Source organism: Sulfitobacter sp. CW3 (assembly GCF_019392245.1).
Lineage (GTDB): Bacteria > Pseudomonadota > Alphaproteobacteria > Rhodobacterales > Rhodobacteraceae > Sulfitobacter.
In genome coordinates, this window is record NZ_JAHXRL010000002.1 from 106,265 (window position 1) to 129,097 (window position 22,833).

The window sequence follows — 22,833 nt, forward strand, 5'->3', positions numbered from 1 at the left end:
TGCAAAGTTTCCTTGATCTTAGTGTTTAAATTCAGAGTTGGGACAGCACGACGGATCAATCGACGCGGACGCGGTATGTATTGAAGGCGGTTTCGCCTGCGTTGAGCGGTTCAGAGAATGTCCAGCGGACAGATGCGATCTCGGCTTCTGGCAGCGGTTCTTCGTTCAGGGTGCCATCAGCGTCGGCCACCATGCGCATCGCGGGCAGTGTCGACCACTCAAGGCCTTCCTGCTCGGGATCAAGTTCGGCCTGAACCTCGAAAACCGCCTTGACCGAGGTGGTTTCGCCACCAAGCGTCAGCGTGACGCCTTGGGGCACCGGGGCCGCAATGACGATCCCCGCCATGGCGTCAGCGGTCGTGTTCTCGTGGCTCAGTTGATAGTGGATTATTTCGCCCGGACGGACGGTGCCGCGCTCGGCGAGTTGCTCTTGTCCGTCCTCGGTCACTTCGACGACACGAAACGAAAACGTACTGGAAAGAGCTTCTGCGGAGGCCGCGAAACCGACCATCGAAAGTGCCGCCCCGGCGAATGCAGCCCGGGAGATCAGGGGGAGATGAATAAGCATATATGTTTCCCATTGAGGCCGGGTTCTAATCCGACAGTTGCAATCAACGGGCTCAGCACAAGCGCCGCTTATTACTGCATCAAGGGAATTGGATTGAATTGCACTTCAGCAAAAAGGTAGAAACACAGACCGAAAGATTTCGCTCTATTCTTTCGAATAGCGCCTCTAACCCATGGCAGCGGAAATACCGGCGAAAAGTCAGGCCCAAGACCTGGCTTCAGCAATGGAAATCGAGAAAATAAGTACTCAAGCCATTATTTTAAGTCGATAATTTCAATACTAGCGACGAAAACGATTCGTGTGCTCCCCTGTGCGCAGGCTCGTAATCCTGCACAAGGAGGCGGGCAAAAGGGTAGAAATATATCCCTTTGCGCCATTTTGTATCTATTTGGGTATAGTTCGAATGCGGATGCCTGTTTCCGGCTGAAGGGAAGGTACCATTATATCCAATTGTACAAGTACCCAACCGCACAGGCCCCTAAATGTTAAACTCAATAATTGTCATCGATGGTTCACAGTCTGCCCGAAATACCCTTGAAATCATCCTCGCCGGTTTTGGCTATAAAAACGTACGGGGCTATCAACGCGCGTCCGATGTCCTGCCCGAAATCATCGACGGCACGCTGACCGCCGATCTGATTTTGATGGATCTCGATCTGCCCGGCGGGATCGGCTTTTGCGCCAGCGTCAAGTCTTTGCCACAGTGGCAGCACGTTCCCATCCTTGCGATGCAGAGGCCCGATTGCAGGACCTCGCTTACCGAAGCGATGCTGGTCGGGGTCAATGATTATATCCGCAAACCGTTTGAACGTCCCGAACTGCGGATCCGGATCAAGAATCAACTGCAATTGCGGTCCGAAATCACCCACGGACGGGCACCCGTGATCCAAGTCGCCGCCGCAGCGTCACACCGGCAGCAAGGGCAGACGGCATTGCGGTAGAACGTCGAATTTCGGCTACAATCCAAGTTTAGCCAGCATCAGCCCAAGTAGATACCGTATCCGGATTTCTGGGGTAGTTTCTGGGTCAGACAAAACCGGCGTTGCGGGCGATCATCGCGGCGTCAGTGCGGTTTCGTGCATCCAGTTTGCGGCACAACGTCTTGACGTGCAGCTTGATCGTGACTTCCTGAAGATCAAGGTCGCGGGCGATTTCCTTGTTGGATTGTGCGCTCATCAGCCCGCGCAGCACTTGGCGTTCACGCTCGGACAGGTCTTTCTCGAAATCCGTCTCGTCCGGATCGTCCTTGCCCGACATGAAATTGACCGGCGCATAGGTTTCCCCCGCAGCCATGAACCGTACGGCATTCACCAACGATTTTGCCGGCAGCGTCTTGGGAAGGAACCCGATCGCGCCCATAGCCAGCGCCTGTTCCGCGATCAGGCGGGTCGCCGTGCCAGAAATCAGGCCCACCGGTTTGCCGCCATTGGCGTTCAGGGCAATCTTCAACCCCTCCAGCCCCTTCATACCGGGCATCGTATAGTCGAGCAGGACCAGATCGAACGGACCGTCTGACCGAATTTTTTGCAGAGCTTCTTGCAGATTGCTGGCCGGAACGGTTTGCGCCGCACCGTCCATATCCAGAAACATCGCGATGGTCTCGCGGACCATATCGTGATCGTCTGCGATCAGAATTTTCAGAACCATTTGAAGTCTCCTAAACGCGACCGAGCAATTGCAGTTTCTGGTATACTAGAGAGAAAAATCTCAAAGGACACACTGCTTTGCATCCTGACTGCGTTTATACGCGGCATTTCTTGCGACTATACTTTCGTATATGCGATCTAGCCTTATTCTCGCTCGTTCCACAATCCATGACATCCTAAAAGTAGAAATCATGCAACGCGTACCCCTTACTAATTCCGATGTCTGAAACCAACCTCGACGGTCCGACAATCACATATTTTAAAAATGATAACGCGATGTCGCGCTGCGGCAAGGTCTGTCTTTGCAACGTTTACCTAACGGGTAGGAATAGCAGGTACCAAACCGAGTGGATATAATGCGGGTCGATCTGGCGGCTGGATAGGATTACAATCGCGTAATCTCATACATACTAAGGGATCATCAATGAACGTCGTCAGACTATCCCACCATAATCGCACATGGGGTAGATGCCTGCTGGTTCTGGCCCTCTTGGTGGGAATCCTGGTCGCAGGGCACATAATGTTCAGCCTTTGGAAAAGAATCCACGCGATTGACAGCGCGCAGGTGGATCACGCCGAATGGGTCTATACCCAGCTCGAAGTTGAATATCTGAAGCTCGACAGGGCCATTGTCAGGGCGCGATCCGGAAATCCTGGCGATCTGGCAGACTTGCGGCAGCAGTTCGATATCTACTACAGCCGTACCGAAATTGCCCAAAATGCTGGAACAACCGGAGACGCCTTTTCCGACCTTGACCGTCTTCGGGATGTTCTGGATGAACAGGTGCAGCTGGTTCGCGCGGGCGATACGCGCCTTTTCAATGGTCTGGACGAACTGCAAAATGCGTTGGGGCAAACCGGCGACATTCCTCGAAATGTTGCACTGGCCTCAGTCTCACTGGCGGTAGACGTGGCTAAGGCCGAGCGCCGTGAGATCGTCAGACTTCTTGAAATACTGTCTGTTGTCGTCTTGGTCGTAACAATTGCACTGATAAGCGCGATCATTCGGCTTTTGGTTCAGGCCAACACCGTCAGTCGGGCATCCCGCGACGCCAAAGAACACCACCTTCGGCTGGCGACCACGCTGCGCGCGTCTTTGGATGCGATTGTAGTCTTTGATGAAAACGGGTCCATCCTGGATTTCAACGGCTCTGCCGAAGACATCTTCGGGCTGGACCGCCAGGACGTTATTGGTGGCCACTTTATTGACCTTCTCATCCCGCCACACTTGCAAGAAGAACTAAATACGGCTCTCGAAGCGTTCCGCCGCACCGGCAAACCACAAATTGCGGAAAGCGGACGGCGCGAACTTGAGATGATCGACAGTGATGGCCGCGTTTTTCCTATCGAATTGTCGGTGTCGCTGGCCCAGAGCAAGGATGGCCCGATTTTCGTTTCCTATATTCACGACATCACGGACAGAAAGCAAAAAGAACAAGAAATCGTTCAGGCGCGCGATGACGCACTTGCCGCTTACCGCGAAAAATCCCGTTTTTTCGCGGTGATGAGCCACGAAATGCGCACGCCTCTGAACGGCGTTCTCTCGGCGCTCCAACTTCTGGGGGATGGTCGGCTGGATGCGGAGCAGCAGAAATATCTTGATGCCGCGCTGACGTCCGGGGATATCCTGTTGGGTCACATCAATGATGTGCTCTCTATTGAACGCAGCGAAGCTGACCGGAGTGAACAGCAAACGCAATCTTGCAACATGGTGGCGCTGACATCGGGTGTGATCGACAGCATGGGGCCGCTGGCGCAGCATACCGGCAATCGGCTGCATCTTGATCAAACTGGGCTGGATGATCGATGCATCCTGACCGACCCTCGGGCGGTGCAGCAGGTTCTCGTGCATCTTCTCAGCAATGCGATCAATTTCAGCCCTGATGGCGACATTACCCTTCGCGCCTTGTATCGGCATGCCGACGACGAAAGCTTGCTCCTGCATTTTGAAGTCGGCGATACGGACATCGACGTTACCGAAGCTGATGTTCCTCATCCCTTCGAAGATTGTATTGCGCTCGACAGCAGCTATGAACGTCCGGCCGGAGGCGGCGGGCTGGGCCTTGAAATTGTGCGCCGTCTGGTTCAGGGGCTCGGCGGAGACATCAGGTGTGAATCCCGGGCGGGACAAAATTCCCGCTTTATTGTGTGCCTGCCCGTCACCCTCGCCTCAACATCCTATACGCCTGCGCTTTCAGCACCACAGGTGGAAGACGCACACGGAAAATCGTTGCACCTATTGGTCGTCGATGACAACCAGATCAACCGCGAACTGCTCGGGGCAATACTCAAAAGACTTGGGCACATCGTCAGCGTCGCCACCGGAGGGCAAGAGGCTGTCGACCTTGCCAAAAGCACACGGTTTGATGCCATCCTCATGGACATCTCGATGCCCGGCATGAACGGTATTCAAGCGACCAAGGCGATCTTGGGCGGCGACGGACCGAATAACCAGACGCGCATCATACCCGTCACAGCCCACGCCCAGCCCAAGGAACGCGAGGAATTTGAAGCCGCAGGCATGAAAGGTTTCCTGCAAAAACCGCTTAATATGGAAGCGCTAAAATCTGCGTTGGCTGCTTTCTCTTCTGCTGAAAACGCGCCCGCCGAAAACCAAACTCTACGGCAACAACCCGTGCTGAACAGTGCGCATGTCACGGAATTGCGGGAATTGCTGGGGCAGGATATGTTGAAGGATCGTATCATGATGCTGGTGCAAAGCGTCGATGCCGATCTTCCCGACCTCACAAACACGCAAACCATTTTGGATCTGCAAACACGGGCCCATGCTTTGGGCGGCATGTGCGGCATGTTCGGAGCCGAGCGTTTTCACGTTCTCCTTAGTGAAGTCGAGACCGCGTGCAAGGAAGGCAATACCCGCGAAGCGCACGAGCTTGTCAAATTGGCACCGGCGGTCTGGCATCTGACAAGAGAAGCTTGGTTGCAACAAATCGGCGCATGAAAACACGTGTGTCTGGCCCGGCAACGCAGCATCGCGGTTAAAACCTATCCGTCAGTATAGGTAAATTACTCCACCGCGCCGCAGCAATCATTATCGTTATGATTTATAACGATCTTACTACCGCCGAATACTGTATATCAGAAGCAACAGATAGGGTCGTTTCCATTCCGGACTATGCTCCAACACCGTCCGGTCTGGCCCCAGGGCGACCATATCGCCATCACCAATGGTGTTGTTTTTGAAATGCCGCTCTTCTGGTCACAGAAGAGCGGCCCTTTTTTTGTACAGATGCATTTTCGCGCAGCCGGTCCCCTGACGATCTTCGCCACTCAAAAATCCCCGGAACCCAGCGCGCTTGGGCCAATGCAACGCTATCCCAAAGCATAGCGGCGCTATGCGCGGCGGTATCGTTGATGTCCCTCTGAACCTTCGCACAACACACGGCACCCTGCGACACTGGTCAGGATCGAAACCCACCGCAAAACCACGCTCCGGCAGGAAGGCCCTATGCGCAGGGCCCCTGCCCGCCTGCTGCGGAAACCAAGAACGATAAACCCGGTGCCAAACCAAAAGGCGGATGAAGTGTTCAAGCACGTGTCAAAACGACTATTGCGTCACCTGTGCGGCTGCACAGCGGCGATTGCAGCGCTGGCGGCATCCGAACTGCAGGCCGGTGATTTCACGCTAGACTGGGGGCAGATCGACTGGCCGGCGGGATCGACCGCGCCGCTGACCACCACGTTGACGGATCAATACGGGTTCGAGATCGATGCGACAGTCAATGTTGCGGGCGCTTTTACGACGGGCGGCGGTATCGTATCGCCGGACGACACGTCGCTGCTGGGCGGCAGCGTGCCATCTCTTGGCTTAGTCTCTGACGCACCGGCCAATCTGGGGCGGATCGGCGATGCCACTGTCAGTGCGCAACTGACCTTTTCATCAAACAGCGTTGCCTTTCCGGTAGACGGGCTGGTGCTCGATATTCTAGACGTCGATGCTGGCGACGCAAACGCGCCCAGTGACAGTTGTGACTTTATCACGGTGACTGGCACCAATGGCGATCCAACCCTGTCGGCCGTGTCGTCGACGCCGACCTTCGTTCTAGGGCCCGGCGCTGGTAGCGGTCTCACCGGACCGCTGGCAGCCAATCAGGCGCAATGTATCTTTGTCGATGGGCTGGCGGGCTCTCCGACCTCGGCCAACACCGATACCGGAACCGTTCGCGCGACATTTCCGGACGGTACTGCGTCGGTCAACGCCATTTTTGATGAATCCATCGGCAATGTCAGAACATCCCTTGGCTATGACGCCGCCGCGCGGGCCATCGGTGTTCTGGCAGCCAGTTCTTTTTCCGTCGGCCAAAGCATCTCGCTCGTCAAAACCTCGGAGCCGAACGAACTTCCCGAGCCGGGAACGACGATCACCTACACATACTTTGTCACCAACGACGGGTCCCTGCCGTTTAACATAGGGCAGGATATCGCGATCGTGGACGATTCCGTTGCCTCCGTGGCCTGCCCTGCGATCACCGCCGAAGTGCCGGTCGGCGGCACCCTTGAATGTACCGCTGAATACACCGTGACCGTGGTGGATGTCCTAAATGGCAGTCTGAGCTCGACGGCGACGGCGGGTATCGGCCCGATTGGTCAGACGTTCGACGACCGACTGCAATCCAACGCCGCGACACTGACCCTGCTTTATGCGCTGGGTTATGATTTCGGCGATGCGCCCCTTACGTATCTGGTGCCATCCCACGCCATCGTCACAGCCCCGACGATCTACCTTGGCACAATTGCCCCCGACGCCGAAACCTTTGCCCAGCCTGACACGACCGCCACTGGCGACGATGTGAACAACAGCGACGACGAGGACGGTGTCACCCTGCCGCTGCTGACACAGGGAACCATCGTCACGATCACAGTCAATGTGGCGGGCGACGGGTTCCTTCAGGCGTGGATGGACTTTGACGGCAACGGATTGTTCGCAAACGACGCGCTGGAGCGTCTGGCCACGAACCTGCGCGACGATGGCCTTGGCGATGACATCGCCGCCGGGGACGCCGAGATCCAGATCAGGATCACGGTGCCTGACGACGCAACCACCTCTCTTACCTTTGGCCGCTTCCGCTGGGCCTCCGAGGCCGGACTGGGTATCTCGGGTGCCACGCTGGACGGCGAGGTCGAGGATTACTCCTTTGTCATCGCCGCTGCAGATCTTGTCGACCGCGGGGACGCGCCCGCCAGCTATGGTGATCCGCGCCATGTGGTGGTGCCGACGATCTACCTTGGCAGCGAATCACCCGATCTCGACATCTCGGCAAAGTACTCTGCCGGTGCCGATGGTGACGATCTTGACGGTATCGACGACGAAGACGCGACGAGTTTTCCGCCGCTTGTGGCGGGCACCACCGTGCCACTGACGGTGTTGACCCATGAAACGCAGAGCTTTCTGTTCGACCTGGGCCTGCCTGTGCTGGTGCCGGGTATCACCAACCTGCAAGTCTGGGTCGACTTCGACCAGAACGGTACCTTCGATCCGGCTGAACAGGTGGCGGTCAACTACCGCGATGGTGGGACCGGCGACACCGATGGCAGGTTCAACAACCAGATCACGCTGAACATTCCGGTTCCTGCGGATGCCATCGCGGGGCCCACCTATGCACGGCTGCGGTGGTCCACGACCAGCGGCCTGATTACTGATCCATTTGACGGGCTTAACTTGGACGGCGAGGTCGAAGATTACCTCGTCACGGTGATTAACCCCAACGGTCCGCTGACCTGTTCTTCGAATTTCTATATGGTCGCGACTGAACCGGGCCAGAACCTGCCCGCGCTGGACGAGCTATCAATCAGCGAAAGCGGCGGAATCTATACGCTGACCCATGTTGATCTGCCACCCAACTACACGGGCAACTTCCTTGTTACCGGCTGGGGCTATAACGAGCTGGACGGCTTTATCTATGGCGTACGCCAAAGCCCCCGGTCGCTGATGCGGATCGACGCGTCGGGCGCTGTGACCGAGGTCGCGGACCTGTCCACCCTCAGCATCGAAGCCCCCGACACCAGTTCCGACATCCTGCCCAACGGTATCATGATCTACATGTCCGGGTCCGGCTCTAGTCGGTACCAACTGCTCGATATCAGCGACCCGGCGAATCCGGTTGCACTGGGGGTGCTGACCGCCACTGCCGGCGCGACCTATAGCCGTGACATGGCCTACAACCCGCTGGACGGGCTGATCTACTTCTTTGACACCTCGCGCAACTTGCACTTTTTCGATCCCAACAACGGCGTGCCGGGGTCCATCACGGTCGGTCTGCTGGCAAACGTGCCCCTGGCCGAGGGCAAGTTTTCGATGGACATCGACTCGGTCTGGTTCGACGGCTCGGGGTACATGTACGGCTTTGACAACCAATCCCGGCAGGTCTTTGCGGTCGAGGTCGGCGCAGAGGGCAACCGCCCCGCCAGCTACGAATTTATCGAGGTACAAGGCACCGTCGACAACATGACCTATCAGGGCAATGACGGCGCATCATGTCGCGCGCCCGGCCCCTTTGTGTCGTCGGTCCTGCAAGAGGGCACAATTTCCGGCACGCTTTACGAGGATACCAACAACTCCGGCGCGCTTGATGCTGGTGAAACGGGCTTGCCCGCAGGCATTACAGTCACGCTCTTTGATGACAATGGCACGCCAGCCGACCCTGCCGATGACACGCTGGCATTGACGGTGGAAACCGCCGCCGACGGCACCTATCTCTTTGGCTCGGTCAATTCGACGCTGACCTACCGCATCGAAGTTGACGAGACCGACCCAGAAATTCCGACCGAGCTTGACCTGTCGACCGCCAATCCGCTGACCGGTGTGGCAGTGGTCACAAATGCCGATACCAGCGATCAGAACTTTGGCTTTGTGATCGCACCCTCGGTCGCGGATTTGTCGCTGTCGAAATCCGCCCTCAGCGCAGCAGACGGGCTGCCCGTAACGCAGGCCACAGCAGGCGAGGCGCTGGATTTTGTCCTGACGGTCACCAATGACGGGCCGGGCGACGTCACTGGCGTGCAGGTACGGGATCTGATGCCCGATGGCTTTGCCTATGTCTCTGACGACGCGGTGGCACAGGGCGACACCTACGACACCGGCACCGGAATATGGGCCGTAGACGCCCTAGCGAATGGCGCAAGCGCCGTGCTGACCATCCGCGTCACGATGCGCGACAGTGGTGAACATACAAACACCGCCGAAATCGTGGCCAGCTCTCTGCCTGACCCCGACAGTGACGTCGCGGTCGGTGCCTTGGTCGACGATCAGTCTGACGGGCTGGCTGACGATGACGAGGCAAGCGTATCCGTGGCATATGCCGGCACCGGTGCGACCCTGTCTGGTGTGGTATTCCTTGATAATGGTGCCGGGGCTACGGCCTATGACGGGGTGCAGGGCGGGGGCGAAACCAGCACCAACCGTGCCCTGATCAAGATCACCAACAGCGCAGGTGAACTGATCGGCTCTCCCGCCGTTGCCGCCGATGGCAGCTGGAACCTGACGCTCCCCGACACTTATGCCGATGCCGTCACCGTCACTGTCCTGCCCGACCAAGGACATCGCCCCGTGTCGGAAACTGCCGCCGCGCTGCCCGGTATTGTAAACGCTGATCCGCGGGACGGAACATTGACCTTTACCCCGGCGGCGGGCACGTCCTACAGCGACCTGAACTTTGGTCTGATCGTCGAGGCACGTCTGAACCTTGACCAGCAGGCGGCCATCCGCCCCGGTCAGGTGGTGTCTCTGCGGCATGAATACATCGCCGATGCCACAGGCACAGTGACCTTCACCCTCGACGCCGAAACCAGCGCAACGCCCGCAGCCTTCTCGACCGCGCTGTTTTTGGACACCGATTGCGATGGTAACGCCGACGCGCCGGTCAACGGGCCGATCGCCATAGAGGCCGGGACGGCCCTGTGCATTTTGGCACGCGTGTCATCATCCTCTGCCGTCAGTCCGGGCGCGAGCTACAGTTTTGAACTTGTGGCCGACACGTCCTACGGCACCTCGGGATTAAGCAAACAGGATCGCAACACCGACCGCGTGACAGTTGAATCGTCACAAGGTGCGATCAAGCTGAAAAAAACCGTGCGCAACGTCACCCAAGGCACCGCCGAAGGGGTGGCCAACGGGGCAGCAGTCGGGGACATTCTAGAATACCGAATCTATGTTAAGAATACCGGCACCCTGCCGTCATCCGATATTATCATCTACGACAGGACGCCCCCCTACACCGTGCTTGCCACCGCCGTGCCAAGCCCGGTTTCCTTGGGCAGCGGCGTGACATGCAGCAGCTCGACGTCGGGTTCGGATAGCGCGGGGTATGCCGGAAATCTACGCTGGGATTGCACCGGTCTTTTTCAACCGGGCGACGAAGGTTCCGTGACATTCGAGGTAAGGGTTTCACCCTGATCGCGGCGATGCTGCGCTAGCCTGCCGTCGAACGGGGGCCACGGCTGTCATGCGCAACCGCGTGCCTTGGCGGGTAAATGGCGGGCGCGTGGTCAAAGGTGACCGTCGTCCTATTGCGCCCGGATCGGTGAGCAATTGAAATTTATGGCTGGTACCCGATAACCACGGCACTCAAGATCATATCAACAACCCGCCGGCGCAATTTCTTTTGGCCTTCGTCCGTAAACAGCCTGTCGCCGAATGAGGTCGAGAACGTTGCCCTGTTGGACACATTGTAAAAGCTTGCAGAGCTGATCATCCAGTGCAGTTCAAGCGGGTCAGCATCCGCGCGCAAAACGCCGCTCGCTTTGCCCCGATCACAAACGTCAGTAAGTTTGTCGATGATGGCCTTGTTTAGCTTTGGAATGATTTCGGATTTCTTAATGTACTCCGCGTTGTGGATATTCTCGATCATGACCAGACGGATGAAGTGCGGGTTACTTACGTGTGAATCAAAGGTTGCTTCAGTTAGGCGGCGCAGGGCCGCCACTGGTTCAAGGCCCGCGACATTCAACGCCTGTTCCGTATTGCGCAGCGACGAATACACCCGCCCCAGAACATGTTGGTACAGGCCTTCTTTGTCGCCAAAATAATAGTAGATCATCCGCTTTGAGGTCGCTGTTCTCTTGGCGATTTCGTTGATATTCGCACCAGACAGACCCTGCGCTGCAAACTCCTCGGTTGCGATTGTCAGGATATTCTCTTTGACGGCCTCAGGGTTTTTTTTCCAAGAGGTTTTGCGTTCTTGAGCTGTTTCATCATTGTTTCCAATCATTTCGGCAGCCTCTCTTTTTTTGATTCTAAGTTCGGGATATCACGTAATTAACCCAAGGGTACATTTTATTTGACAAATTAACCCACAGGTACATAAAAAGCTTCACGACGACGATGCGAGGAGCGAATCGTCTATAAAAAAAGAAAACTAGGGAGGACAGGGATGTCTCGTAAGCTGATTGGCGCAATTGTTGCGTTTGGACTGAGCACGACCGGTGTGATGGCTCAGGAGTACCCGACGAAAGAAATCCAAGGCATTATCCAATGGGGTGCTGGTGGATCAACTGATACCGTGATGCGGTCTGTGACGCCCCACGCCGAAGCGGCGCTTGGTGGAACGGTTGTGATGCAGAACATGACCGGCGCGGTGGGTGCGATCGCGCTTAACCATGTCGCAGGCGCAAAGGCTGATGGCTATACGCTGCTGATGGGTGCCGAAAACCCGCTGCTCTACAAGATCATGGGACTGGGTGATAAAGACTATTCCGAATTCACCCCGATCAACATTCTGGCACGCGGTACGCCAATTCTCGTGGCAAATAACGACGCGCCCTTCGACGATTACGCGGGCATGATGGATTACATCGCGAAAAACCCAGGCGCGCTGCGGATCGGTTCGACAGGGCCGGGTGGGGTTCCTTCGGTCGTCACTGCGATGATGAACACAGTGGAAGGCAAACTCGACGTAATCGCCGTACCCTATGACGGTGACGGCCCTGCGCTGACTGCTTTGCAAGGTGGTGCTATTGACGTCATGCCCGCCGTTTTGGGCGCTGCAATCGAAAGCATCCGTGCCGGCGCGATGAAACCCATTGCGATTTTCGACGTCGAACAGAACGCAAAGCTGCCGGATGTGCCGCTTGTGACGTCATTCAATGACGGCTACAGCACCTACCTTCCTTGGGGTCCGTTCTTTGGCGTCTTTACACCAAACGGTACTCCGGACGATGTCGTGGCCAAGCTTAGCGCGGCTTACACAGAAGGTGCAGCACATCCTGATTTCATCGAATTGATGGATAATCGTGGGTTCACCATGATGGGCATCAGCGGGGCTGAAGCGACTGACTTCCTGTCGAAATGGCAGCAGGGCACAGCATGGCTTCTTCAGGACGCGGGCTTGGCTAAGACGTCCCCAGAAGAGTTCGGCATCGCCCGTCCCTAAACCAAATACCGACGTTGTCGGACGGCTGGCCTTCGGGCCGGCCAAACTTAGCGCTGCCCGCGCCTCACGATGCTGGGCGGCGCTTTGCGTTCCGGGGAGGAGCCCGGATCAAACCAAGGGAGGAGAGGATCATGGATCCCGAGTTTAGAGGCGACATTGATCACCACGACGGCACATCCGACGCCACGCCAGGCGGGTATGTTGAAAAACGGCGGCCCGGCGAATTGGGTTTTGCCCTGTTTCTGACGGTGGCCAGCCTGTTCCTGCTTTATAGCGCTTATGGCATTTCCGGTTTCGAAGCCTTATCCGCGCCGGGGGCCATTCCCATGGCGACCACGCTGGTGATGGTGCTTGCGGCGGCTGTTGTTGTCCTGCGTACTGCACGTTTGCCCAAGGTCACGACCGAAACGATTGCCAAAGATATCCTGCCCGGCACTGTGATCCTGTTTATCGGCTTTCTGGTGGGGTTCGGCCTGCTGTTAAAACCGCTCGGATTTATCCTGACGGCGGCGCTGTTCCTGATCGTCGCCATCAAGGTGCTGGCCAAGCGCGGTTGGGGCTATACGCTGGCCGTCGCCTTGGGCTCGCTGGTTGTGATCTGGATCGTATTCCGCGTGGTTTTCACCGTGCTTTTGCCCGCTGGTATCCTGCCCGAGGCCGAGTTGATCCAGTATTTCCGCACCCTCATTTCAGCGGGAGCATCTTAATGGATATGTTACTCGCGATGCTTACGGTCTTCACACAGCCTCAGTTGCTGGTGTTGGTCGGCGTGGGCACTTTTGCAGGTATCTATATCGGTGCCATCCCCGGTCTTTCCGTCACCATGGCCGTGTCGATCCTGATTTCCTTTACCTTTTCATGGGATGTCTACCCTGCGATTTCGCTGATGGTCGGCATCTATATGGGTGGCGTCTATGGCGGGTCACGCACCGCGATCCTGCTGAACATTCCCGGCGCGCCGTCGGCCATTGCAACCGCGATGGACGGCTATCCAATGGCACAACGCGGCGAGGCAGGCCAAGCCATCGGCGTCACCACGGTCATGTCGTTTTTCGGCGGTCTGATCGGCATTCTGGTGCTGGCGCTTGCTGCGCCCTTCGTTTCAGAATTCGCCCTCAGCTTTCAGCCGCGCGATTACATGTTGTTAGCCGTCTTGGGCATTCTGTTGGTCGGGTCGCTGTCCAGCGGCTCTATGGTCAAGGGTATCTTTGCAGGCGCGCTTGGCATTGCCATTGGCGCTGTGGGCCGCGACCCGCTGACATTCGCGGAACGTTTCACCTTTGACTTCCAGATCATGGAGGGCGGGATTTCCTTTATCGCCGTCATGATCGGGATGTTTGGTGTGTCCGAGGCGCTGATTCAGCTGCAGAACGTCAAGCTTAAGGCCGTGCGCCAGAAGATCGACAAAATTGTCCCCTCGTTTGGCACCGTCCGTAAATATCTACCACTGTCGCTGCAAACCTCGACCATCGGCGTCGTGATCGGGGCGTTGCCCGGCACGGGTGGCGACATCGCGGCACTGATGGCCTATGACCACGCGAAACGGGTCACGAAAAACCCCAAAGTGCCTTTTGGCGAAGGCGCTATGGAAGGGTTGGTCGCCCCCGAGACCGCCAATAACGCGGCAGTCGGCGGCGCATTCATTCCTATGATGACCTTGGGCATCCCCGGCGATGCAGTGACCGCCATCATGATCGGCGCGCTATTTATCCACGGGCTGAACCCCGGCCCTATGTTGATGATCGACCAGCCAGATATGTTCTGGTTCATTATCGGTGCCTTGTTCACCGCCAACATTTTCATGCTGATCTTTGGCCTGACCGGCATCAAGATCTTTACCAAGATCGTCGAGATGCCACGCTCGGTGATCATCCCGCTGATCCTGTTGCTGTCGATTGTCGGTGCCTATGCGGTAAATAACTCGATCACCGACGTGTACTGGATGCTCGGGTTTGGCGTGTTCGGCTACTTCATGCGCCACTACGGCTATCCCTTGGGGCCGGTCATTCTGGGCGTGATCCTGTCGCGCCTGCTGGATGATAACTGGCGCCGCGCGATCATCTCGGACCGCGAAGACCTGGGCCGTTTTTTCGACGGCATCTTCGGTAGTCCGCTGTCTTTGGTGCTGTTCGTGGCCGTGATCCTGATTTTCGTCAGCCAGACACCGCTTTGGACGGCAATGAAAAAACGCCTGTTTAGAAAGACATCGTAATGACAACTCCTCCTCCTGCAACGACGATCAAACTTGGTCTGATCGGGGATAATATCACCCGGTCCAAATCCCCGCGGCTGCACCGCACCGCGGGGCAATTAAGCGGGCTTGACGTGTCGTATGACAGGCTGATCCCCAAAGATATGGGACTAAGCTTTGAGGACGTCTTTCGGCAAGCGCAGGATGGTGGGTTCCGGGGCATTAACGTGACCTACCCCTACAAAGAGCTGGCAACCCAAAAGGTCACTGTGACCGATCCACTGGTGCGCGCCATCGGCGCGGTCAATACCGTGGTGTTTGATGCGGACGGGCCAAAAGGGTTCAACACCGATTACACAGGTTTCATGAAGGCCTACCGCGATGTGCGTGGTGCGCAGAACCCCGGTGTGGTCTGTCTGATTGGCACAGGTGGCGTGGGCAAAGCGGTGGCGTTCGGTCTGGTCGCCCTCAAGGCACAGACGATCCGCTGCATCGATCTTGACCCTGCCAAGGCGGCGGCTTTGGCCGATGCGCTGCGCGCCCTCCGATCCGAGACGGTGATCGAAATATCGACCGATGCGGGTGAAGCTGCCAATGGGGCTGACGGCCTGATCAACTGTACCCCCTTGGGGATGGTCGGCATCGGTGGAACCGCGTTGCCAGCGGCGGCAATGCAGGGCGCAAGCTGGGCATTCGATGCGGTCTATACACCCGTCGATACGCAGTTTCTGCAAGATGCGGTGAACGCCAACCTGACGGTAATTTCCGGATACGAGCTGTTCTTCGGGCAAGGATTGGATGCGTGGGACATCTTTACCGGCGTTGATGTGAACCCGTCAGAATTACGTGCGGCTATTCAAGGCGAAGACCTATGAAAACCTCCATCGCCACGGTCTCAATCTCGGGAAATCTGCCGGAAAAGCTTGAAGCGATTGCCGCTGCCGGGTTTGACGGTATCGAAATCTTTGAACAGGATTTCATCGCCCATGACGGCAACCCGCGCGAAGTTGGCGAACTGATCCGGTCCATGGGCCTTGAGATCACGTTGTTCCAACCGTTCCGTGATTTCGAAGGTCTGCCAGAACCCCTGCGCGCCAAAGCGTTTGACCGCGCTGAACGCAAGTTCGACCTGATGCAGGAACTGGGTACCGATCTGGTGCTGGTTTGCTCGTCCTGCCATCCAGAGGCACTTGGCGGGATCGACCGCGCGGCGGCAGATTTTCATGAACTTGGCGACCGTGCTGCGAAACGTGATCTGCGCGTCGGCTTCGAGGCATTGGCCTGGGGCCGGCACGTCAATGATCACCGCGATGCGTGGGAAATAGTCCGCCGGGCAGACCACAATAACGTCGGCTTGATCCTTGATAGTTTCCACACATTGGCCCGAAAGATTGACCCAGAAACCATCCGTCGCATTCCCGGCGACAAGATATTCTTTGTGCAACTTGCCGATGCGCCCTTGATCGACATGGATCTGCTCTACTGGTCCCGCCACTTCCGCAACATGCCCGGCGAAGGCGACCTGCCTGTCGTGGATTTCATGAAAGCCGTGATGGCGACCGGATATTCAGGCCCGATCTCGCTTGAGATTTTCAACGACCAGTTTCGCGGAGGACGTCCCAAGACCATCGCAAAAGATGGCCATCGTTCGCTGATCGCCTTGATGGATGATGTTGCCCGCGATGCGCCGTCCGACTATCCGAACATCGCCCCGATGCCAGAACGGTCGAATGTCGATGGCGTCGCATTCGTTGAATTCGCAACCCGCGGCGAAGAAGCCCAAGCGTTGGAGGCCATTTTGCACACGCTGGGCTTTCAACGCTCGGGTACGCATATCGCCAAAAAACTGTCGCTGTGGACCCAAGGCGACATTCGCATTGTCATCAACCGCGAGACCTCTGGCTATGCCAGCAGCGCCTATACCACCCATGGCACGACCGTTTGTGACATCGGTATCTCGGTTGATGCCGCCGATGAAACGGCGTCCCGCGCGAAATCCTTGGGCGCTGATCCTTTCCAGCAGCCCACCGGCCCCGGAGAGTTGGACATACCCGCGATCCGTGGCCAAAGCGGCAGCGTGCTGCATTTTATCGATGACAAAAGCGGTCTGAGCGATGTCTGGTCGGTTGAATTTGCCAATGAGCATACGGACGAAGCGGATGCAGGCCTGAAAAGAATTGATCACCTTGCCCAGACCATGAGCTATGACGAGATGCTAAGCTGGTCGTTGTTCTACACAACGCTTTTCCAGATGCAGAAGTCACCGATGGTTGATGTGGCTGATCCGGACGGTTTGGTACGCAGTCAGGCGTTGGAAACAGCCGACGGTTCTTTTCGCATCACGCTTAATGGGGCAGAGACCCACCGCACGATGGCTGGGAACTTTCTGGCCGACAGCTTTGGTGCGTCTGTTCAGCACATCGCCCTTTCGACAGACGATATCTTTGCAAGCGCTGCCGCAATGGCAAAGCTGGGTTTTGAACCGCTGCCTATGTCAGAAAACTACTATTCAGATTTGGTCGCGCGTTTTGATCTAAACATGTACATGCTCGAGGCCTTGAGGGCTGGCAATATACTGTATGACGAAGACGCAAATGGTTCGTTCTTTCAGTTCTATTCCAAGCCCTACGCCGGCGGTATGTTTTTTGAAATCGTAGAACGGCGTGGCAACTACAAAGGCTACGGCGCGCCGAATGCACCGTTCCGCATTGCTGCTCAAAAGCGGCTGATGCGCCCCAAGGGGATGCCACGGCTCTGACCTTGGCGCCGGGATCGGAATGGTTCGACTGCAACGCATCGCGGCACCCCCGACTATACGCTCATCGGTTGGCGGCTAGGCTCTGCGTTATTTTCTAGTGGACCGTTTTCTCAGAGCATCAATTAATGACGTCCGAGCGGGCGGTTTCCCAAAACGATCCCCCCGCGCCGCCAAGTTGGGCAGCGCGGGGGCGTAGGTAGAATTACGCCGCGACGTCGAAGCGGTCAGCGTTCATGACTTTGACCCAAGCTGCCACGAAATCCTTGACGAATTTCTCAGCATTACCGTCTTGGGCATACACTTCGGCATAGGAACGCAGGATCGAGTTGGATCCGAACACCAGATCAGCACGGGTTGCTGTCCATTTGACGTTGTCGGTGCCACGTTCACGGACCTCGTAGATGCCGCCGTCAACAGGATGCCAAGAATAGCGCATGTCTGTCAGGTTGACGAAGAAATCAGGTGTCAGCGCGCCAACACGGTCTGTGAACACACCATGTTTGGTGCCACCATAGTTGGTGCCCATGGCGCGCATCCCGCCGATCAAGACAGTCATCTCAGGGGCGGTCAGGCCCATAAGCTGCGTGCGATCCAGCATCATTTCTTCGGGGCTGGTCACATAGTCTTTCTTCATCCAGTTGCGATACCCGTCCGCAAGCGGCTCGAGTGGCTCAAAGGATGCGACATCTGTCATCTCGTCGGTGGCGTCGCCACGACCCGGTGTGAACGGAACCGAAATGTCGAAACCAGCGGCTTTCGCGGCGTCTTCGACACCTTGGCTACCGGCCAAAACGATCACGTCAGCGATGCTTGCACCGGTGTCGTTTGCAATGCCTTCCAGCACGCCAAGAACCTTGGCAAGACGCGCAGGTTCGTTGCCTTCCCAGTCTTTCTGGGGGGCCAGACGAATACGCGCGCCATTGGCACCACCGCGCATGTCAGAACCACGGTATGTGCGGGCACTGTCCCAAGCGGTCGACACTTTTTCATCCAGCGACAAGCCGCTGTTTGCGATGCGCGCCTTTACGGCTTCGACATCATAGCCGGTGTTGCCCGCTGGTACCGGATCTTGCCAGATCAGCGTTTCTTGTGGCGCATCGGGGCCAAGATAGCGGTCCTTTGGACCCATATCGCGGTGGGTCAGTTTGAACCAAGCCCGTGCAAATGTATCGTTAAAGTATTCAGGATCGGCCATGAACCGTTCACAGATTTCACGATAGATCGGGTCCATCTTCATCGCCATATCGGCGTCGGTCATGATGGGGTTGCGACGGATTGTGGGGTCGCTTGAATCAAGGGGTCTGTCTTCTTCCTTGATGTTGATCGGCTCCCACTGCGACGCACCCGCCGGGCTTTTCTTAAGCTCCCAATCATAGCCGAACAGCAGCTTGAAATAGCCCATGTCGAATTTGGTCGGGTCTGTTGTCCACGCCCCTTCGATGCCGCTGCTGATGGCCATGCTGGCCGTCGCGGTACCGTTTGGGTTGCCCCAGCCGAAACCTTGGGTTTCGATGTCGCTGGATTCCGGCTCTACCGCTAGGGTGCTCGCGTCGCCATTACCGTGACATTTACCGACCGTGTGACCACCTGCCGTCAGCGCTGCGGTTTCTTCGTCGTTCATCGCCATCCGCTTGAACGTCTCGCGGACGTGCAAACCGGATTTGATGGGGTTGGACTGACCGTTCACGCCTTCTGGGTTGACGTAGATCAGGCCCATTTGCACGGCAGCAAGCGGGTTTTCCATCGACGCCGGGTTTTCCAGATCGTCATAACGGCCATCGCTGTCGGCCAGCCATTCTTTCTCGGCACCCCAGTAGGTGTCCGTTTCAGGGTGCCAGATGTCTTCGCGACCAAAGGCGAAACCGAATGTTTTCAGGCCCATGGATTCATATGCGATGTTACCCGCAAGGATCATCAGGTCGGCCCAGCTTAGCTTGTTGCCGTATTTTTTCTTGATCGGCCACAGCAGACGACGCGCTTTATCAAGGCTGACATTGTCCGGCCACGAGTTCAAAGGCGCGAAACGCTGGCTGCCTGTGCCGCCGCCGCCACGACCATCGGCCAAACGGTATGTGCCCGCCGAGTGCCAAGCCATACGGATCATGAAACCACCATAGTGACCCCAGTCAGCAGGCCACCATTCCTGACTATCCGTCATCAGCGCGTGCAGGTCTTGCTTGAGCGCCTCAACATCCAGTGTCTGAACTTCTTTGCGATAGTCAAAATCCGGATCCATCGGATTCGTCTTTGTGTCTTTCTGGTGCAAAATGTCGAGGTTCAGCGAATTGGGCCACCAAGACATTACAGAGGATTTGCTGGCAGTATTACCGCCGTGCATTACCGGGCATTTGCCCATCGAACCGTTATCATTGCCGTCCATGTTCATCTCCGATTGGTGTTTGAAGTATTATTTTCTTTGGTATGGCGCAGTGGGTGCAGACATCAAAACATCGCTCCAACAGGATCTCAGCAAGATGGGTCCGGCGTCACCGCTTGGGCGCAGTCCTACACCATCCAGCACATTAAGAAAAATTGCATTTTCTAATCGCTGTGATAATTAGAGGTTATGGAGATAACGATCAAACATCTGCGCTATTTCGAAGCATTGGCGCGACACCATCACTTTGGCCGTGCGGCTGATGACTGTGGCATTTCGCAACCCGCCCTATCCGTCCAGATCAAAGCATTGGAAGATATGGTCGGCACGCCGCTGGTTGAGCGGTCTGCAAAACAGCTGCGCCTGACTGGCTTTGGCGAAACATTTGTCGCGCGAGCACGGGAAATACTGCAGTCCATGGATGAGCTGGGGGATTTGGCGCGCGCCTCGCACAGCCCGCTGATCGGGCGGCTACGGTTCGGTATCATCCCCACCGTCGCCCCCTATTTTCTGCCGCGTTTCATCAAATGCCTGTCGCAGGATTACGCTGGCCTTGATCTGCGCCCGCGCGAAGCGGTCACGCAAAAGCTGATCGAAGGGTTGTTGGGCGGACAGTTGGATACCGCCATCGTCGCCTTGCCGATTTCCGAGCCGACGTTGCACGAAGAGGTGCTGCTGGATGAAGAATTCGTATTGGTGCGCCCGATCGAAGACCAAGACAATCCGGTGCCAAATTCGACGCTGCTGCGTGAAATGCGTCTGCTTTTGCTGGAAGAGGGGCATTGTTTTCGAGATCAGGCGTTGTCTTATTGCAGCATGCCATCCGCCATGCCCCGTGACCTGATGGAGGGCAGTTCCCTATCGACACTGGTACAGATGGTCAGCGCAGGGATCGGGGTCACGCTTATTCCCGACATGGCGGTGCCGATTGAAACACGGTCAGCCGAAGTATCCATCGCACGGTTGCCCGCACCGCGCCCGTCGCGGACAATAGGAATGGTGTGGCGTAAAACAAACCCACTTGCCGGACAGTTGAAACATATCGCGCAAACCGTGCGCGAGACCTGCTTGCCCGCGTAAACCTAATGAGGCTTCGGCGGCGCGTTCAATTCTGCCTCGGCCGCATCAATCGCGGCTTCGATATCTTCGGGATCGCGGCTTGGCGTGGCATAGCTGCCGTTAAACCACTTCGACAAATCAATGTCGGCGCAGCGGCGCGAACAGAACGGGCGGTAGGCAGGTGATGTTTCGTCAGAACAGATCGGGCAGCTCACTTTAGAACCTCAGCTATGGGCAGGCGCGCGCGTTTGCGCTGCAATTCATAGTGGCCCAAGGGCGTCCAGCCGATCAAGGTGGTTTCAACATCATCGGCACGGAATGCCTGACGCAAGGCGGTCTCGAAAGGGCGGCGGTCTTTCTTGGGCATGGGGGCCAGATCAAGGGTGATTTGCCCGCCTAGCCCACGGATGCGCAGCGCACGCGGCAGGGCACGGGCGCAAGACATGTTTGCCTTGATACCAGACGCCAGCGACACATCAGCGCCGGTGTTAACATCAACAGCAACCAAGGCGCGGGTGGGTTCGACAAACATCGACGCGCCACCGTCCAGATCAACACGAGGTTGGCGCAAGCTGTCCACAACATCCAGCACGCCGTGGGTTTCAAAACTGCCAGCTTCGGTCACGACGTCGGCAGGTGCCACCCAATCGCGCCACGCAAGGATATGCGGGCCATCGCCTTCGGCAAGCACTTCCATCTCTGTTGCTTCATCGCCCAGCACCTTGTCGGCGAGGGTCAACATGGCATCAATGTCGTCGGCAATGTCATCGCCATCAGCGCCCGCACAAGACGACCGCAAGATCAGGCCGTGGGTGGCACCTTGGGCGGCCTCGTGGGCGACCTCAAGCAGACGGTCGCGTTCTTCCTCATCACGGATCGAGCGCGAGATATTGGTGCCCGGCGCACCGGGCGTCACGATTGCATAGCGGCTTTTGAACAGAAGTTTTTGCGTAACAGGGATCGCCTTGCCGGGTTCCGCATAGCCCGACACCTGAACCAAGATCGGCTGACCGGGGGCGAGCCCCTTGATCTGGCGCAAGAATGCAGACCCGTCGGGGGTTTTTAGGAACATTCCGCCCTGACCTTTTACGGGCCGGTCAGCAATTGCGCGGTAGATCGTACCGGGGCGCGGGCCGTCGCTGTCGATCAGCAGATCGTCCAGCTTGCCATCCACCATCAAAGCTGCCGCCTCGATCTCGCCTAGGTGGTCTAGAATGATCGTGCGACCCTTCATGATGTCTCTCCGTCAAAAATATAGCCGGCTGCGCGCAGCAGGTTTGCGGTTTCGGCAAGGGGCAGACCCACGATGCCGGTAAATGATCCGCTGATCCACGGGATCAATGCGCCTGCGGGGCCTTGGATACCATAGCCGCCCGCCTTGCCCTGCCAATCGCCGGTAGCAAGATAGGCGGCCAATTCGGCATCCGACAGGCGCTTCATGCGCACGGTGCTGACCACATCCCGTTCCCACAGCGTGTCGCCGCGTTTTACCGCGACGGCTGTAATCACCTTGTGGCGACGCCCCGACATCAGCCGCAAGAAACTGGCGGCTTCCTCGGCGTTTTCGGGTTTGCCCAGAATGCGGCGACCAACGGCAACGGTGGTATCGGCGCAAAGCACGATATCGTCCGCACCTGCCTGCACCGCCGCAACCTTTTCACGGGCCATGCGCGCGCAATAGGGGCGCGGCAATTCGGCTTTCTGCGGGGTTTCGTCAATGTCAGGCGCGCGAATTTCATCAGCCACAACGCCAATTTGCGCCAGCAATTCCTTGCGGCGCGGACTGCCTGATCCGAGGACAAAGGTCATATGCAAACCCAAAGCGCTGACCGAAGATTGTTACACC

Annotated in this window: 16 protein-coding genes; 9 read left to right on the top strand and 7 right to left on the bottom strand. The window is 57.1% G+C overall.

What is annotated here, in order from left to right; genetic code table 11:
• Window positions 1-55: 55 nt before the first annotated feature.
• On the bottom strand, window positions 56-568 hold the full coding sequence (locus KZZ06_RS03900) for a hypothetical protein (protein ID WP_219578741.1): 513 nt from the start codon (window positions 566-568) through the stop codon (window positions 56-58).
• 482 nt (window positions 569-1,050) lie between these two features.
• On the opposite strand from KZZ06_RS03900, the gene KZZ06_RS03905 reads away from it, so the two are divergent.
• Complete coding sequence (locus KZZ06_RS03905) at window positions 1,051-1,509, top strand: two-component system response regulator (RefSeq protein ID WP_219578742.1); 459 nt, start codon at window positions 1,051-1,053, stop codon at window positions 1,507-1,509.
• Window positions 1,510-1,594: 85 nt separating this feature from the next.
• Here the strand turns inward: KZZ06_RS03905 and KZZ06_RS03910 are convergent, their stop codons facing one another.
• The gene (locus KZZ06_RS03910; RefSeq protein WP_219578743.1) at window positions 1,595-2,215 is read right to left on the bottom strand and encodes a response regulator transcription factor; all 621 of its coding nucleotides are present in this window, start codon (window positions 2,213-2,215) and stop codon (window positions 1,595-1,597) included.
• A gap of 519 nt (window positions 2,216-2,734) precedes the next feature.
• On the opposite strand from KZZ06_RS03910, the gene KZZ06_RS03915 reads away from it, so the two are divergent.
• Both KZZ06_RS03915 and KZZ06_RS03920 read left to right on the top strand, forming a co-directional pair.
• A complete protein-coding gene (locus KZZ06_RS03915; RefSeq protein ID WP_257884201.1) occupies window positions 2,735-5,176 on the top strand; it encodes a PAS domain-containing hybrid sensor histidine kinase/response regulator in 2,442 nt (813 codons plus the stop codon).
• 558 nt (window positions 5,177-5,734) lie between these two features.
• Window positions 5,735-10,627, top strand: a complete 4,893-nt coding sequence (locus KZZ06_RS03920) for a GEVED domain-containing protein (protein WP_308339997.1) — start codon at window positions 5,735-5,737, stop codon at window positions 10,625-10,627.
• Window positions 10,628-10,769: 142 nt separating this feature from the next.
• Here KZZ06_RS03920 and KZZ06_RS03925 read toward each other — a convergent pair whose 3' ends face one another.
• Window positions 10,770-11,441: a TetR/AcrR family transcriptional regulator gene (locus KZZ06_RS03925; RefSeq protein ID WP_219578745.1), complete on the bottom strand. Its 672-nt coding sequence runs from the start codon at window positions 11,439-11,441 to the stop codon at window positions 10,770-10,772.
• A gap of 162 nt (window positions 11,442-11,603) precedes the next feature.
• Here KZZ06_RS03925 and KZZ06_RS03930 point away from each other — a divergent pair, with 162 nt between their 5' ends.
• From KZZ06_RS03930 to KZZ06_RS03950, 5 genes are all read left to right on the top strand, one after another.
• Window positions 11,604-12,602 (top strand): tripartite tricarboxylate transporter substrate binding protein, encoded by a 999-nt coding sequence (locus tag KZZ06_RS03930; protein WP_219578746.1) that lies wholly within the window; start codon window positions 11,604-11,606, stop codon window positions 12,600-12,602.
• 131 nt (window positions 12,603-12,733) lie between these two features.
• A complete protein-coding gene (locus KZZ06_RS03935) occupies window positions 12,734-13,309 on the top strand; it encodes a tripartite tricarboxylate transporter TctB family protein (protein ID WP_219578747.1) in 576 nt (191 codons plus the stop codon).
• Window positions 13,309-14,814, top strand: a complete 1,506-nt coding sequence (locus KZZ06_RS03940) for a tripartite tricarboxylate transporter permease (protein ID WP_219578748.1) — start codon at window positions 13,309-13,311, stop codon at window positions 14,812-14,814. Before KZZ06_RS03935 ends, KZZ06_RS03940 begins: the two co-directional genes overlap by 1 nt.
• Window positions 14,814-15,668: a shikimate dehydrogenase gene (locus KZZ06_RS03945; RefSeq protein ID WP_219578749.1), complete on the top strand. Its 855-nt coding sequence runs from the start codon at window positions 14,814-14,816 to the stop codon at window positions 15,666-15,668. Before KZZ06_RS03940 ends, KZZ06_RS03945 begins: the two co-directional genes overlap by 1 nt.
• The gene (locus tag KZZ06_RS03950; RefSeq protein WP_219578750.1) at window positions 15,665-17,551 is read left to right on the top strand and encodes a bifunctional sugar phosphate isomerase/epimerase/4-hydroxyphenylpyruvate dioxygenase family protein; all 1,887 of its coding nucleotides are present in this window, start codon (window positions 15,665-15,667) and stop codon (window positions 17,549-17,551) included. The genes KZZ06_RS03945 and KZZ06_RS03950 overlap by 4 nt, the downstream gene beginning before the upstream one ends.
• Window positions 17,552-17,753: 202 nt before the next feature.
• On the opposite strand, the gene katG is transcribed toward KZZ06_RS03950, so the two are convergent.
• On the bottom strand, window positions 17,754-19,931 hold the full coding sequence (gene katG / locus KZZ06_RS03955) for a catalase/peroxidase HPI (RefSeq protein WP_219578751.1): 2,178 nt from the start codon (window positions 19,929-19,931) through the stop codon (window positions 17,754-17,756).
• 186 nt (window positions 19,932-20,117) lie between these two features.
• On the opposite strand from katG, the gene KZZ06_RS03960 reads away from it, so the two are divergent.
• Window positions 20,118-21,008: a hydrogen peroxide-inducible genes activator gene (locus KZZ06_RS03960; protein WP_219578752.1), complete on the top strand. Its 891-nt coding sequence runs from the start codon at window positions 20,118-20,120 to the stop codon at window positions 21,006-21,008.
• Between the two features lie 2 nt (window positions 21,009-21,010).
• On the opposite strand, the gene KZZ06_RS03965 is transcribed toward KZZ06_RS03960, so the two are convergent.
• Genes KZZ06_RS03965 through KZZ06_RS03975 form a run of 3 tightly spaced genes read right to left on the bottom strand, consistent with a single transcriptional unit; the run spans window position 21,011 to window position 22,796 of the window.
• Window positions 21,011-21,202, bottom strand: coding sequence for a DNA gyrase inhibitor YacG (locus KZZ06_RS03965; RefSeq protein WP_219578753.1), 192 nt, complete (start codon window positions 21,200-21,202; stop codon window positions 21,011-21,013).
• Window positions 21,199-22,221, bottom strand: coding sequence for a ribonuclease E/G (locus tag KZZ06_RS03970; protein ID WP_219578754.1), 1,023 nt, complete (start codon window positions 22,219-22,221; stop codon window positions 21,199-21,201). The genes KZZ06_RS03965 and KZZ06_RS03970 overlap by 4 nt, the downstream gene beginning before the upstream one ends.
• Window positions 22,218-22,796 (bottom strand): nucleoside triphosphate pyrophosphatase, encoded by a 579-nt coding sequence (locus KZZ06_RS03975; protein WP_219578755.1) that lies wholly within the window; start codon window positions 22,794-22,796, stop codon window positions 22,218-22,220. The genes KZZ06_RS03970 and KZZ06_RS03975 overlap by 4 nt, the downstream gene beginning before the upstream one ends.
• Window positions 22,797-22,833: the final 37 nt, after the last annotated feature.

Coding starts and splice junctions, on each gene's coding strand:
- KZZ06_RS03945 (WP_219578749.1), top strand. CDS start 14,814: ATGACAACTCCTCCTCCTGCAACGACGATCAAACTTGGTCTGATCGGG.
- KZZ06_RS03960 (WP_219578752.1), top strand. CDS start 20,118: ATGGAGATAACGATCAAACATCTGCGCTATTTCGAAGCATTGGCGCGA.
- katG (WP_219578751.1), bottom strand. CDS start 19,931: ATGGACGGCAATGATAACGGTTCGATGGGCAAATGCCCGGTAATGCAC.
- KZZ06_RS03935 (WP_219578747.1), top strand. CDS start 12,734: ATGGATCCCGAGTTTAGAGGCGACATTGATCACCACGACGGCACATCC.
- KZZ06_RS03975 (WP_219578755.1), bottom strand. CDS start 22,796: ATGACCTTTGTCCTCGGATCAGGCAGTCCGCGCCGCAAGGAATTGCTG.
- KZZ06_RS03940 (WP_219578748.1), top strand. CDS start 13,309: ATGGATATGTTACTCGCGATGCTTACGGTCTTCACACAGCCTCAGTTG.
- KZZ06_RS03905 (WP_219578742.1), top strand. CDS start 1,051: ATGTTAAACTCAATAATTGTCATCGATGGTTCACAGTCTGCCCGAAAT.
- KZZ06_RS03950 (WP_219578750.1), top strand. CDS start 15,665: ATGAAAACCTCCATCGCCACGGTCTCAATCTCGGGAAATCTGCCGGAA.
- KZZ06_RS03970 (WP_219578754.1), bottom strand. CDS start 22,221: ATGAAGGGTCGCACGATCATTCTAGACCACCTAGGCGAGATCGAGGCG.
- KZZ06_RS03930 (WP_219578746.1), top strand. CDS start 11,604: ATGTCTCGTAAGCTGATTGGCGCAATTGTTGCGTTTGGACTGAGCACG.
- KZZ06_RS03900 (WP_219578741.1), bottom strand. CDS start 568: ATGCTTATTCATCTCCCCCTGATCTCCCGGGCTGCATTCGCCGGGGCG.
- KZZ06_RS03910 (WP_219578743.1), bottom strand. CDS start 2,215: ATGGTTCTGAAAATTCTGATCGCAGACGATCACGATATGGTCCGCGAG.
- KZZ06_RS03925 (WP_219578745.1), bottom strand. CDS start 11,441: ATGATTGGAAACAATGATGAAACAGCTCAAGAACGCAAAACCTCTTGG.
- KZZ06_RS03915 (WP_257884201.1), top strand. CDS start 2,735: ATGTTCAGCCTTTGGAAAAGAATCCACGCGATTGACAGCGCGCAGGTG.